Annotated in this window: 15 protein-coding genes; 13 read left to right on the plus strand and 2 right to left on the minus strand. The window is 35.0% G+C overall.

From position 1 onward, the window contains the following. The first annotated feature begins 9 nt into the window (after window positions 1-9). On the plus strand, window positions 10-633 hold the full coding sequence (gene upp, locus M947_RS13225; protein WP_021286504.1) for a uracil phosphoribosyltransferase: 624 nt from the start codon (window positions 10-12) through the stop codon (window positions 631-633). Window positions 634-647: 14 nt separating this feature from the next. Here the strand turns inward: upp and M947_RS13230 are convergent, their stop codons facing one another. Continuing rightward, window positions 648-1,559: an HpcH/HpaI aldolase/citrate lyase family protein gene (locus M947_RS13230; protein ID WP_021286505.1), complete on the minus strand. Its 912-nt coding sequence runs from the start codon at window positions 1,557-1,559 to the stop codon at window positions 648-650. Further along, window positions 1,549-1,887: a c-type cytochrome gene (locus M947_RS13235; RefSeq protein ID WP_021286506.1), complete on the minus strand. Its 339-nt coding sequence runs from the start codon at window positions 1,885-1,887 to the stop codon at window positions 1,549-1,551. Before M947_RS13235 ends, M947_RS13230 begins: the two co-directional genes overlap by 11 nt. A gap of 59 nt (window positions 1,888-1,946) precedes the next feature. Here M947_RS13235 and folD point away from each other — a divergent pair, with 59 nt between their 5' ends. The 12 genes from folD to M947_RS13300 all read left to right on the plus strand — a co-directional run bounded on the left by folD (window position 1,947) and on the right by M947_RS13300 (window position 13,195). Then, on the plus strand, window positions 1,947-2,816 hold the full coding sequence (gene folD / locus M947_RS13240) for a bifunctional methylenetetrahydrofolate dehydrogenase/methenyltetrahydrofolate cyclohydrolase FolD (RefSeq protein ID WP_021286507.1): 870 nt from the start codon (window positions 1,947-1,949) through the stop codon (window positions 2,814-2,816). Further along, complete coding sequence (gene lepB / locus M947_RS13245; RefSeq protein ID WP_021286508.1) at window positions 2,816-3,625, plus strand: signal peptidase I; 810 nt, start codon at window positions 2,816-2,818, stop codon at window positions 3,623-3,625. Before folD ends, lepB begins: the two co-directional genes overlap by 1 nt. Further along, entirely contained in the window at window positions 3,612-4,286 is a 675-nt protein-coding gene (locus tag M947_RS13250) for a site-2 protease family protein (RefSeq protein ID WP_021286509.1), read from the plus strand. The genes lepB and M947_RS13250 overlap by 14 nt, the downstream gene beginning before the upstream one ends. 9 nt (window positions 4,287-4,295) lie before the next feature. Beyond that, on the plus strand, window positions 4,296-4,730 hold the full coding sequence (rpiB, locus tag M947_RS13255) for a ribose 5-phosphate isomerase B (protein WP_021286510.1): 435 nt from the start codon (window positions 4,296-4,298) through the stop codon (window positions 4,728-4,730). 21 nt (window positions 4,731-4,751) lie between these two features. After that, a complete protein-coding gene (locus tag M947_RS13260) occupies window positions 4,752-5,084 on the plus strand; it encodes a hypothetical protein (protein ID WP_021286511.1) in 333 nt (110 codons plus the stop codon). Window positions 5,085-5,180: 96 nt separating this feature from the next. Beyond that, window positions 5,181-5,729, plus strand: coding sequence for an adenine phosphoribosyltransferase (locus M947_RS13265; protein ID WP_021286512.1), 549 nt, complete (start codon window positions 5,181-5,183; stop codon window positions 5,727-5,729). Then, window positions 5,729-6,928, plus strand: a complete 1,200-nt coding sequence (gene trpB / locus M947_RS13270) for a tryptophan synthase subunit beta (protein WP_021286513.1) — start codon at window positions 5,729-5,731, stop codon at window positions 6,926-6,928. The genes M947_RS13265 and trpB overlap by 1 nt, the downstream gene beginning before the upstream one ends. Window positions 6,929-6,987: 59 nt before the next feature. Then, complete coding sequence (locus tag M947_RS13275) at window positions 6,988-7,590, plus strand: SpoIIAA family protein (protein ID WP_021286514.1); 603 nt, start codon at window positions 6,988-6,990, stop codon at window positions 7,588-7,590. A gap of 45 nt (window positions 7,591-7,635) precedes the next feature. Then, entirely contained in the window at window positions 7,636-9,048 is a 1,413-nt protein-coding gene (locus M947_RS13280) for a leucyl aminopeptidase (RefSeq protein ID WP_021286515.1), read from the plus strand. Window positions 9,049-9,074: 26 nt separating this feature from the next. After that, entirely contained in the window at window positions 9,075-9,926 is an 852-nt protein-coding gene (locus M947_RS13285) for a DMT family transporter (protein ID WP_021286516.1), read from the plus strand. Window positions 9,927-10,573: 647 nt separating this feature from the next. Beyond that, complete coding sequence (locus M947_RS13295; RefSeq protein WP_021286519.1) at window positions 10,574-12,649, plus strand: TonB-dependent receptor plug domain-containing protein; 2,076 nt, start codon at window positions 10,574-10,576, stop codon at window positions 12,647-12,649. Then, window positions 12,650-13,195, plus strand: a complete 546-nt coding sequence (locus M947_RS13300) for a hypothetical protein (RefSeq protein ID WP_021286520.1) — start codon at window positions 12,650-12,652, stop codon at window positions 13,193-13,195. Window positions 13,196-13,212: the final 17 nt, after the last annotated feature.

Raw genomic sequence — 13,212 nt, forward strand, 5'->3', positions numbered from 1 at the left:
GGCACACAAATGGTTTATGAATTATCAAACCCAGTTACAAAAACATTAATTACTCACTTAAGAGATCAAAAAAGTGATGCCATTCGTTTTAGACATACAGTTGCAGAGCTTACAAAGCAACTTGTTTATGAAGCATTAAAAGAGTTCCCCTTAGTCCAAAAGAACATAAAGACTTGGCAAGGAGAACAAAATTTTGGCACTATTGATGAAAAAAATATAGTCGTAGCATCTGTTTTGAGAGCAGGTATGCCTATGTTAGATAGTGCTATAGAACTTCTTCCTGAAAGCACTGCAGGCTTTTTGGCAATGAAAAGAGATGAGATTACACATAAAAGTGTTCTCTATTATGACAGACTTCCTGAGTGTAGAGAAAAAACTATACTTTTAGTTGACCCGATGCTAGCAACAGGTGGTTCAATGTGCGATGCGATAGAGCTTATTAAAAGTAAAAATCCTATGAAAATAATTATGCTCAACATTATCGGTGCACCTGAAGGCATAGATGTAGTAACCTCTGTACATCCTGATGTTGATATCTATATTTCACAGATAGATGAAAGACTAAATAGTAACAAGTTCATAATTCCAGGTCTAGGAGATGTAGGTGACCGCTCTTACAACACGGTTGAATAGTAAATTTATTATTTTTATAAAAGTGCTAAAGCACCTTTATATATTGGCTCGTCTATAAAGCCGTACTCAGGGTGAGTAAAGCCTGTAACTCCATTTTCTCTTCGCATCTCAAATAGTTTTACTATCTCTTTTGCCCTTTTTATCTCAAGTTCACTATAAGAAAAGGTTTTATTTACCAATCTTACTTGTGCTGGAGAGATACAAGCTTTTGCATCGTAGCCTAAAGATTTTTCAAGCTCTATCCATTTTGAAAATTCATCTAGTTTTTCAAACTCCTGGTAAACAAAAGAGACAGCTTTGACTCCCATAGCTCTTGAGCTTACTAAGAAGTGCGTAAGTATGTAGATTATAGTAGGATTATCAATCTTTAACAGACTTTGAGGAAGCCTCAAATCTGCTAAAAGATCTAAGATGCCTAGATAAAATGTAGTAACTCTTTTCTTTACCCGCAAAGTTGCCAAGTTATGCCACGCTTCTGAGGTTTCTATGGAGAGATGAAGCTCTATATCTTCATCTAAAAGAGCCAAAACACTCTCTACCTCTTTTTTTGTTTTTATCTTTGAGACTCTTATGGCATCTGGCATAAACTGGTTTAGATAAGCTATCTCATCATAACCGCCCTCTTCAAGTGCGTTTACTCTCACTACGAGCTTTTTACTACACTCTTTATGCTTGACTAGATATATAGCACAAAGGGCTAATGCAAGAGGTTTATCTTCTTTGCTTACCCCATCTTCAAGGTTTAAAATTATGCAGTCTGCTTCAAGCTCACTTATCTTTTCTAAGTGTTTTATTTTATTGCATGAGAGCATAAGCACTGATGTAAAATCATCTCTTTTGTTTAAAACTCTAACTGTTGGCACAACCATAGCGTCTAGAGCTTCTACATCTCTTTGTTTAAAAGCTTGCACAATTTTACTTAACATTTTTTTTCGCTTCTTGTAGGTAAAGATAGAGTGCTTGAATCTCTTTTTTAGTTAAAAAGTATCTTGGCATCCCATCTTTTCGCTCATTTAGTGAGTTAAAAAAGTACTCAAAATCTAGTTCATTTATAACTGGTCCAGTAAAGTTTTTTTGTTTTTTTTTATCTATGTAAGTTGCAACTATCTTGCCCTCGCCTTTGTCTCCATGACAGTTATGACAACCTATGCCTCTTGGATTTTTGTAGAGTTGAGATGCGTACTCTAGTGGAGTTATAAAAGAACTAGATGCAAAGAGGTAGAGTGGAAAGATTAAAATCAATATATTTTTCATAAAGCGACCTATTATTATTGGAGTGATATAATATCGAAAAAATAATTTATGGGGTTTAAATGCAGTTATTAGATGGCAAAGCACTCTCAAAAAAAATAGAAGAAAAAGTAGCTAGTGATGTTAAAGAGCTAAAATCAACTTGCGGATGCACGCCTGGTTTAGCTGTTGTTTTAGTTGGAAAAGATCCAGCAAGTCAAGCTTACGTAAATATGAAGAAAAAAGCTTGCGATAGAGTCGGTTTTTACTCCATCACTCATGAGATGCCAGAGACTATCTCTCAAGAGGCTATTGAGAAAAGCATAATTAAGATGAATAATGACTCAAGTATAGATGGTATACTCATTCAACTCCCCCTTCCATCACACATAGATACAACTAAACTTTTAGAACTTGTCACACCAGAGAAAGATGTTGATGGCTTTCATCCCTTTAATGTAGGAAGGCTCACAACTGGACTTGATGGCTTTGTTCCTTGTACACCACTTGGTGTCATGGACTTGTTAAAAGAGTACAATATCGATGTAGAGGGGAAAAACTGCGTTGTAGTTGGAGCATCAAACATAGTTGGAAAACCTATGGCATCACTCTTACTAAACGCAAATGCAACAGTTGAGATATGCCATATATTTACAGATGACCTCAAAAAACACACACTTGCTGCAGATATGATTTTTGTAGGAGTTGGAGTGATAAATCTCATCAAAGAAGATATGGTTAAAGATGGTGCTGTTGTTGTAGATATCGGTATCAATCGTGCCCAAAATGGAAAACTAGTAGGTGACGTTGACTTTGAGAGAGTTAGTAAAAAATGCTCTTACATCACTCCTGTTCCTGGCGGAGTTGGTCCTATGACAATAGCAATGCTTCTCTCTAACACTCTAAAAGCAGCTAAAGCTAATGCTCTTAAACTAAAAGAGGCACAAGTTTAATGAAAGAGTTTTTATACAAAACTTACAAATTTTCAAACTCATGGACTGGAACTATAGTCATAGTTCTTTTTATCATCTTTTTTATAGCTCAAGCCTTTAGAATTCCATCTGGCTCAATGAAAGACTCTCTTCTTGTAGGAGACCATCTCTTTGCTAAAAAATTTGCTTATGGTATCTCTATGCCACATATTCCTTTTTTAGAGGTCTCTATCATGCCATGGAGCGATAGACTTCGTTTAGTTGATGGAGATAAGCCAAAAAGAGGCGATATTGTTATCTTTAGACCGCCTCACAATCCTAAGCAACACTATGTCAAAAGATGTGTAGCACTTCCTGAAGATGAACTTTTTATAAGTGATAAAAATCTTTATATTCATCATCATGAGGGAGATGAGTGGATAAAAAAGAATTTTAAAGATTATGAAATAGTAGTCCTTGGAGGAAAACTTTGGGTTAAAAATCCATATATGAAAAAACATCCAGGTATCCATCACGATGATAAAATCCAAAACAATGGAAGATACCATATGGAGCTTTTTGAATTTGCTCCTATTAAGATAGATAAAGATCACTACTTTATGATGGGAGATAATCGTGATCACTCAAATGACAGCCGTTTTTGGGGAGCAGTTCCTTATGACAATATAGAGGGAACTCCTTGGTTTATCTACTTCTCCATAGGAAGTAACTGGGAAATTAGATGGGATAGAATCGGAAAAACCCCAACAGATTTAGAGCAAAAAGAACATCTTGACATTGCAATACAAGAGAGAATAAAAGAAGATAAAGACGATCATGGAATCTATTGATATTTTAAAGATTGCATCTGCAATCTTTGCACTAGCCATTGCCATTATCGGACATGAAATCATGCACGGTTGGGTAGCTTTCATGTATGGCGATACAACTGCAAAAAATGCTGGAAGACTCTCTATAAACCCTCTTATACATATTGATTTAGTTGGTACTATTATAGTTCCAGCTACTATGTACTTTTTACCAATTTTACTAGGCGGAGAGAGTGGATTTTTGTTTGGTTGGGCAAAACCTGTGCCGATAAACACTTCTACAGTTGTGAGAAATGGTGGCTACAACGCTGCTATGCAAGTTGACTTGGCTGGGATAGTTTATAACTTTACTATAGCAACCATAGCTTCTATAGCACTTGTAGCAATGAGCCAACCTACTACTGCAGATAGTATTGTTTATATCTTTGCCTATATGCTTGTTTTTCAACTGCTCATCATAAATGTCGTTTTGGGAGTTTTTAATCTTCTCCCTATCCCTCAGTTTGATGGAGCACACTTCTTAATGCATTTAGCACTAAAATACAGAGTAAACGCTGTAGCAGAGTTTTTTTACAAAAATGAGAGGTATGGCATCATTATAGTTCTTATAATTTTGATGACGCCCATCAAAGACTATGTCTTACTTTTGCCAGTTAGAACTATTCTCGCACTACTTACATAAAGGAAAAATATGAAATTTTATATTGCAACAGATCATGCCGGATTGGATTTAAAAGATTTTACTGTAGAATTGTTAAAGCAAAAGGGTCATGAAGTCATAGACCTTGGTCCTTTTTCAAAGACAAGAGTGGACTATCCAGACTTTGCCATCAAGGTTTGTCAAGCAGTTTTAGCAGACAAGGAGTCTCAAGGCATCCTAATTTGTGGCTCTGGCATAGGAATGAGCATGGCAGCAAATCGCCTCAGCGGCATCAGAGCTGCGCTTTGTCATGACGCATATACTGCAATGGTAGCAAGAGGACACAACGATGCAAATGTTCTGTGTTTTGGTGAGAGAGTTGTAGGTAATGGTGTAGCAGAATCCATAATAGACTCATGGCTAGCATCAAGTTTTGATGGTGGAAGACACTGCGGTCGCGTTGAGAAGATAGAAGCAATAAAGTAGTTTTGCGAAGGATTATTATTTATGTTTTGGGAATGGTCACTTTTAACAATTTTATCAATCTTGTGTGTATATCTCTTTGTAAAGATGTACTACTTTAAGAGCATCACAAGTAAAGAACAAAGAGGAAATGACCTTATGAAGTTAACACTTCAAGAGGCTGAAATACTTATTAGAAAGTACCAGATACAGCTCCAAAGAGCTTTGGGAAATGTAGATATTCTAAGTGAAGAACTTACAAAACTAAGAAATGAGCTAAAAGTTTTAAAGCAAAGAAATACTAAACATAGACAAGAGACAGACCGTCTAAATGGTAAAATAAAAGCATTAGAAAATCGTATAGATGCTTTACTCTAAACAACTAACGATGCTATACTAAATTAATGGGAGGTTTCCTTTCATTTTACTAGGTACCCTTTAAGGGTGTTAAATAAAATTAAAGGAGAAAATATTATGACACTTAGCAAAACAGAAAGAAAAATCATTGAAGACTCCATCAGAGAGATAAAAGATTTTCCAAAACCGGGAATTGTCTTTAAAGATATCACAACTCTCTTAAGCGACAAATACGCTTTTGGTGTTTTGATGAATCATCTATACCAAAGATATAAAGAGTATAACCTAGACTTTATAGTCGGTATAGATGCAAGAGGTTTCATCTTTGCCTCTGCCCTAGCTCAGATGCTAGGCATCGGCTTTGTTCCTATACGCAAACATGGGAAACTTCCATATACTACTATTGGTGAGAAGTACTCACTAGAGTATGGTGTAGATGAAGTTGAGATTCATATAGATGCTTTTAGAGGACAAAAAGATGCTAGGGTTCTTCTTTTAGATGACCTCATTGCAACTGGCGGAACTGCAAATGCTGCAGCTACACTTATAAAACAAGCAGGTGCTGAGTGTGTTGAGGCTTGTTTTGTTGTTACTCTTACCTTTTTAGATGGTTACAAAGAAGTAGAGAAAAAAACTCCTGTTTATTCAATTATAGAGGTTAAATAATGTATATTCCTAAAGCTTCAAAATTTGATCCAAGCGAAGATGGACATTTTGGTACATTTGGTGGTAGATACGTACCTGAAACACTTATGCCAGCTCTTATAAAACTTAAAAAAGAGTATGAATTAATCCGCTTTGATGAGAATTTTTGGAGTGAAGTCGATTACTACTTAAAAGATTATGTAGGTCGCCCTTCTCCACTCTACTATGCTAAAAATGTCTCAGATGAGCTAGGTGCAAAAATCTACCTAAAAAGAGAAGATTTAAACCACACAGGTGCCCATAAAGTAAACAATGTAATAGCCCAAGGTCTGATGGCTAAAAGGCTCGGATATAAAAAAATCATAGCTGAGACTGGAGCTGGCCAACATGGTGTTGCTACTGCTACAGTCTGTGCACTACTAGATTTAGAGTGCGAAGTTTTTATGGGAGCTAAAGATGTATCTAGGCAAGAGTTAAATGTTTTTCGCATGAAACTTCTAGGTGCTAAAGTAAATGCAGTTACAAGTGGTTCTTGTACTCTAAAAGATGCGATGAATGAAGCTATACGTCACTGGGTTACAAACACTAGGGATACTTTTTATATCATAGGAACAGTGGCAGGTCCACATCCATATCCAATGATGGTAAGAGATTTTCAATCCATCATCGGCTATGAGGCAAGAGCTCAAATACTCCAAAAAGAGAACCGCTTACCAGACTATGTGATAGCATGTATTGGTGGTGGCTCAAACGCGATAGGAACATTTCAACACTTCTTAGAAGACAAAGAAGTTGAGTGCATCGGTGTTGAAGCTGGAGGCTTAGGCATCGAGACATCTAAACACGGCTGCTCACTAAAAAAAGGTCGCCCTGGTGTACTGCATGGTCAGATGAGTTATACACTTCAAGATGAAGATGGGCAGATTACAGAGGCTCACTCTATCTCGGCTGGACTTGACTACCCGGGCATTGGACCTGAACACTCTTTTCATAACGACAACAAGTCTGTAACATATGACAACGCAACAGATGAGGAGGCTCTTGAAGCTTTTGTATGGCTAAGTCAAAAAGAGGGAATCATCCCAGCATTTGAGAGTGCACACGCTATTGCTTATCTTAAAAAGATAGAAGATATAAAAGACAAACTCATCATAGTAAACCTCTCAGGTAGAGGTGATAAAGATATGATACAAGCAAAAGAGATACTTCATTTTGACTAGTTAAGTATGGTTTTTCATCTTTAGATACAATTAAGACAAACTTTTATAAGGAGATTGTTATGGAGTATTTAGAACACGGAATTTCTATAGGTATAAATCGTGTAGATGATTTTTTCTTTATCAAGATGAAGATAGTTGGTAAGCTTACGCATAATGACTATGCAAATATGACTCCTATGCTAGAGAGTTCGCTTGATGGTGCAAAAGAGTTTAAGGCAAAAATGCTCCTAGATGCAACAGAATTTGATGGCTGGGAACTTAGAGCCGCTTGGGATGACTTTAAATTTGGGATGAAGTATAAAGATCTCTTTAGTAAGATTGCTATCGTTGGAGCTAGTACAACTGATGAGTATTTAGCAAAGTTTGGAAGTTGGTTTATGAGTGGTGAGGTAGAGTTTTTTAGCTCACTTGATAGTGCTTATGCCTGGCTGAGCAGAGAAGAGGTAAAACCAACAACTCCTGTGCAAAAAGACATGCACTCAAGAAAAAAAGATATACAAGACGAACTAGAGTCACTCTTTAAATCAAACCTTAGAGTAACAAACTACAATGTTCCAGAGCCAAATGGACAGAAAAGTTCTGAGATTTTAGTTGAAATCTTAGAAGAGAAATTAAGAAGCATACAAGATGATGTAAAAGCTAAAAAGTATATGCACTATTAGAGATATTTAATCAATATCTAACAAAAATAACACTATGGATAAACAATGAATATAAAACTTTTAAATAAAAATATATCTGATGTCAAAACAGACATTAAAGTCGAGTTTTTAACTCCTGATGAACTAAAAAAACATAAGAAATTTAAGCTCTTAAATTTAGCAGGATTTAAAGCAGAGCAAGACACCATCTGTTTTTTACATGAAAAAGGCTTACTTTTTTGTGGAGTTGATGGCAAAAAAAGCGATGATATAAGAAGTGCAACTTCTAGCATGATAAAAGCACTAAAATCTTCAAACTATAAAAGTGTTGCTTTTAGTGTTATCAAAGCAACTTCACTTCGCGCTATGGTTGAGGGTGTAGTTCTTGGTGGATATGAGTTTAATGACTACAAATCAAAACCAAAAGAGAGCAAGTTAGAAGATGTTTTTATGGTATCTAATAAACTTGAATATAAAAAGCTAAAGCCTATATTTAATGATGCGCTTATTATCTCAAAATCTACCTGTTTTACTAGAGATATCGTAAACACTGCTCCACAAGAGCTAAACCCTGAATCGTTTGCATACTTAGCACAAAGGTTAGCTGATGAAAATTCTTTAGAGTGTGAAATTCTTGCAGAAGATGAGCTAAAGAAGCAAAATATGAATGCAATGCTTGCAGTTGGTCGTGCATCCATCCATCAAAGCCAACTCATCCACTTAGCTTATAAGCCAAAAAAGCCAAAAAAAATCATCTCTTTAGTCGGAAAAGGTCTAACTTATGATAGTGGTGGACTTAGCCTAAAGCCATCAACTTCAATGGTAACTATGAAGATGGACAAGGCTGGAGCATGTTCAGTTTTGGGCATTATTAAGGCGGTTAGTGAGTTAAAGCTCGACATAGAAGTTCACGCTTTTATAGGTGCAGTTGAAAATATGGTTGGTGGTGATGCTTACAAACCTGATGATGTTTTGGTATCAAGAAGTGGGACAACTATAGAAGTTAGAAACACTGACGCTGAGGGTAGATTGGTCTTAGCTGACGTTCTAGACTTTGCGCAAGACAAAGTAGATGCAGATGCAATCTTTGACTTTGCAACTCTTACTGGTGCTTGTATGGTAGCTCTAGGTCAATATACGACCGGAGTTATGGGACACTCTCATAAACTAAAACATGACATCTCAAAAGCGGCAACTACAGCTGGCGAACTTACTGGTTCACTTCCATTTAACAAACATCTTAAAAAGCTAATAAAGAGTGAGATAGCTGACATTTCAAATGTCTCTTCAAAACCTTATGGTGGAGCCATCACAGCGGGCTTATTTTTAGATAACTTTATAAAAGAGCAAAACAAAGATAAGTGGTTACATTTTGATATAGCAGGTTCAGCATATACAGAGACTCCTTGGGATTGCAATGTTTATGGAGCAACTGGTGCAAGTGTGCGTTTTATGAGTGAATACTTAAAAAATATATGACAAAAGAGCGCGAAGGCGAACTTTTAATGATAGTACTCTCCATCTTGGAGAGTTGGTTTCCCATACTCTCAATAGTAGCTATTTCGCATATCGGAGCACTACACACTTACGCCTTTTCTCTCTTTGTATCCTTATTCTTTTTTATATTTCTTATGCTAAAAAAAGGTCTTTTTAAAGAGCTAAAAAACAGAGCTGCTTATAAAGACCTACTACTTACAAGCTTTTATATTACAACACTTTTTGCCTTAGTTTTTATAGGCATGCAGTTTACTACAGCTGGAAATATGTCAGTAATAATTTTTACTCAACTCTTCTTTTCTTACCTCTATTTCAATATCTTTGGAAAGGAGAAAATAGATCTTGTTCATAGCATTGGTGCTTTTATTATGGGACTTGGGGCAATAATCATACTTATTCCTGATAATTTAACCTTCAACAAAGGTGATTTTATAATCCTAGTAGCAGCAGCCATTGCTCCCATTGCAAATTTTTACTCAAAACGTGCAAGAGGATATTGTTCATCTATAACAATATTAGGATTTAGAACAATCATAGCACTCCCAGTCATAGCCTTTTTAGCTTGGTTAATAGAACCAAAGATTAGCTTAGAGGCTTTAGAAAATGCGTTTGTTTATCTTCTACTCATAGGTTTAGTTATCTTTGGCATCTCTAAGATTTTATGGATGGAAGCCTTGTATCGCATCTCTATCACAAAGATAAGTGCTATGATTGCTTTTGTGCCACCAATGACACTCTTTTTTGCCTTTATATATCTAGATGAAGTACCAGGGTTTCGTCAGATGTTAGGGATAATTCCCGTGCTTATTGGTGGATACCTACTAATAAAACCAATAAAAAGCAAAAAAATCTCTGTATAGATGTAAACAACTTTGCACACATAATTAATCGATTCCTCTGATTAGTTTATAAACTAGATCCCGTGTCAAGCACGGGATGACAGCATATGTGTCATCCTGAAACGAAACACTTATCATCCTGAAATGCAAAAACTTATCATCCTGAAATGCAAAAACTTATCATCCTGAAATGCAAAAACTTATCATCCTGAAACGAAACACTTGTCATCCTGAACTTGATTCAGGATCCAATTTAACAATTCTTCAAAGTATTAAATTTAAAAACTATCATATCTCCACTTAGGCACCCAACTGAAAACTATATGGAGCTAGATAGTTATAATTTTCAAAGAGATAAACTTGGAGAGGTGTCAAGAATATTTGTTGATGCTAAATATAGGGACATTCAGATAACAAAAGCTATAATAAATGAAGTTAAAAATTCATGTATATAAAAATGAATCAACTTGACATTGAGTACACTTATGGAGCGCTAGAATCGAGCTTTTTAAGATTACTTAAAATCTATAAAATGAACTATGTCAAGATAGGTAATGAGCAGGTGCATAAATATTTTGGTTTTCGTCATCCATGTATTTTATATATAAAACAATTACTCATAGACAATCTGGAACTTTTGGGGGAGAATTATTATTAAAAAGAATATTTTGACAAAGCTACCTAATATTAGCTTCCTTTTATTTCCAATACTTGGTTTAACCAACCTTAATGCCCAAACAGATGCACTGATAAGCTCTTTGTCAAATGATATGAAGCACTTTAACAAAGTTGCGACTGCTACTAAACAAAACGAAAATTATCAACCATATATTATCTCTGTATTTAAAGGTAGTGAACTAGAAAAACTTGGTGTATCAAATCTAAAAGAAGCACTTGAATTAGTACCTGGTGTTGACATGGCTACAGATAGTTTTAACAACCAAACACCTATCTTTAGAGGTTCAAATTCTCTAGCATATGGTCAATCAAAACTTTTTATTGATGATGTGTTAGTTAACAATACCTTCTTTGACTCTTACTCTGAATACCTCTCTTTTCCCATAGAAATAATCAAGCGTATCGAAGTCACAAGAGGACCTGGGAGTAAAACAGATGGTGTAAATGCTTATGCAGGTTCTATCCATGTTATAACATATGCAGAAGACTTTAAAGACTTCAAGAACAATGATAAATTAGTTTTTAAATATGGCTCATATGACTACATAATGGGTGGATTTATAAAGAACTTCAAAGCCGAGGACTTAAAAGTATTTACAGACTTTTACTATCAGCAAGACGATAAAAAACTATATGCTGGTCCTGATGGTCTCTCTCAAGGATCACTTGGTGCAGGAAATGTAGCACTTTCTCAAACAGGAGATGCTCCTCTGTGGCTAAAAGAGTACTCTCTAGGTTTAAATATCAAATATAAAGACATATATCTTAAAGCAAGGCTACATGAACATACTAAAGGTAGTGCTTATGGAATAAACTTAGCACTACCACAAGATGATGATAGAATGAAACTTCCGAACTACTATTTTGAACTCGGTTACAACAAAGATATCAATGACTTTAGTGTCTATATAAAAGCAGGGATCAAATACAATGCCTTTGATTCTGTGTCTAAATTAGCCCCTGATAACACTATACTACTTAAACCATCCGATGGTACTCCTGTTACCTTTGCAAATGGTATTTACAGTGAACACTTTGCTGCACAAAGGGAATTGTACCAATCTTCATATGTTAAATATAAGGGTATTGAAAAACATCTCATTACCTTTGGATATCGTTTAACAAATGAAGAGACTATTGATATGACGTCTAAACTATCAAACAGAGAAACTGGAGATGCAGGACTTTTTGACTACACTGATACCCTGCCATTTTTTGATAAAAATGCAAAACGAAGTACTCTAGTTATCTCCTTGCAGGATGAATTTCAGTATAGCAACAGTCTTGGCTTTATGTATGGTTTCAACTATGAAAAAAACACATATAAAACCTCAGGTATAGAACCCAGAGTATCTATGGTATATCAACATAGCTCTGAGGATATTTTTAAAGCCATATATAGCCGTTCACACCGAAATGCTTCATGGCAAGAGATGTACACTATGAATAACAGAGCTAGAGTTGGAAATACAAACTTGGATCCTGAAAAAGTAGATGCTTTTGAAGTTGCATATATTAAAAAATTCTCTAGTGATACATATCTGCAAACAAATATATTTTATCTTTTAAACAAAGATCAAATATATAATACTGCAACAGATTCTACATATAGAAATGTTGTAGACACAGATATCTATGGCTTTGAGCTTGAATACAAAGGAAACTTTACATCCTCAGATCAACTATACATAAACTACTCTTATGTAGCTGGAACTTCTTACATAAAAGATGAAAGCAAGAGTGAGTCACTACCTAATGTAGCGAACCACTTACTTAAAGGCTACTATATCTATAATATCAGTAGTTCACTCTCTGTTAGTGGACTTGCAAAATATGTTGGTTCAAAAGAGAGAATCTCTGGTGATACTAGAGATAAATTAGACTCATACTCTACCTTAGATACTTCTCTTAACTACAAAAACAAAAGACACAATTACACTGTAACACTGAGTCTAAAAAATATATTTGATGCAACCCTTAAGTTCCCATCTTCTCCAAATACATATTCACAAGATTATGAGCAAGAGGGTAGGAGCTTTCTTGTCGCTCTTAAGAAGAAGTTTTAAATGAAAAAAATAATCTTTTTATGTTTCATTTTAGTAAATATGGCTTATGGCTATAGTTATAGTGACATATTACTAAAAGCGCAAGCTTCTATTTTTCCAAAAATACTGCTCTTAGATAAAAACCTAAAAAATAAACTCATTGATGGAAAGGTTGTTTACACAATAGCTTATGGCAAAAATGATCTACATATAGCTCAAGAGATAAGTGAATTTATAGATAAAAACTTTGAAGGATATTTTGACAAATATTTATATGAAATTAACCTAGTTGAATTTTCTGATCTATCAAATGATACAAAGGCATCTGCTATTTACACTCTAAATTCAGATCAACACATCTCCAAAGTTGCCAAAGTTGCCAAAGAAAAAGGAGTAATAGCCTTTTCATACGACATACAAAACTTAAAAAAAGGGCTACTTTTTTCTCTAATGCTAGAAAAATCAACTGTTTTGTATCTAAACAAAGAAGACTTAAATAAAACTAAAATAGACTTTGTTGACTCTTTATTACAAATGGTTACATTTATAGACAAAAATAATATATAATTGTCTCTCAACTTCAC

Origin of the sequence: Sulfurimonas hongkongensis, assembly GCF_000445475.1 — a bacterium.
GTDB lineage: Bacteria > Campylobacterota > Campylobacteria > Campylobacterales > Sulfurimonadaceae > Sulfurimonas > Sulfurimonas hongkongensis.

What these genes read in the sequence shown, in the direction of transcription:
- folD (WP_021286507.1), top strand. Translation starts at nt 1,947, where the DNA reads ATGCAGTTATTAGATGGCAAAGCACTCTCAAAAAAAATAGAAGAAAAA.
- upp (WP_021286504.1), top strand. Translation starts at nt 10, where the DNA reads ATGGTTTATGAATTATCAAACCCAGTTACAAAAACATTAATTACTCAC.
- M947_RS13265 (WP_021286512.1), top strand. Translation starts at nt 5,181, where the DNA reads ATGACACTTAGCAAAACAGAAAGAAAAATCATTGAAGACTCCATCAGA.
- M947_RS13235 (WP_021286506.1), bottom strand. Translation starts at nt 1,887, where the DNA reads ATGAAAAATATATTGATTTTAATCTTTCCACTCTACCTCTTTGCATCT.
- M947_RS13275 (WP_021286514.1), top strand. Translation starts at nt 6,988, where the DNA reads ATGGAGTATTTAGAACACGGAATTTCTATAGGTATAAATCGTGTAGAT.
- M947_RS13285 (WP_021286516.1), top strand. Translation starts at nt 9,075, where the DNA reads ATGATAGTACTCTCCATCTTGGAGAGTTGGTTTCCCATACTCTCAATA.
- M947_RS13250 (WP_021286509.1), top strand. Translation starts at nt 3,612, where the DNA reads ATGGAATCTATTGATATTTTAAAGATTGCATCTGCAATCTTTGCACTA.
- lepB (WP_021286508.1), top strand. Translation starts at nt 2,816, where the DNA reads ATGAAAGAGTTTTTATACAAAACTTACAAATTTTCAAACTCATGGACT.
- M947_RS13280 (WP_021286515.1), top strand. Translation starts at nt 7,636, where the DNA reads ATGAATATAAAACTTTTAAATAAAAATATATCTGATGTCAAAACAGAC.
- trpB (WP_021286513.1), top strand. Translation starts at nt 5,729, where the DNA reads ATGTATATTCCTAAAGCTTCAAAATTTGATCCAAGCGAAGATGGACAT.
- M947_RS13260 (WP_021286511.1), top strand. Translation starts at nt 4,752, where the DNA reads ATGTTTTGGGAATGGTCACTTTTAACAATTTTATCAATCTTGTGTGTA.
- M947_RS13300 (WP_021286520.1), top strand. Translation starts at nt 12,650, where the DNA reads ATGAAAAAAATAATCTTTTTATGTTTCATTTTAGTAAATATGGCTTAT.
- rpiB (WP_021286510.1), top strand. Translation starts at nt 4,296, where the DNA reads ATGAAATTTTATATTGCAACAGATCATGCCGGATTGGATTTAAAAGAT.
- M947_RS13230 (WP_021286505.1), bottom strand. Translation starts at nt 1,559, where the DNA reads ATGTTAAGTAAAATTGTGCAAGCTTTTAAACAAAGAGATGTAGAAGCT.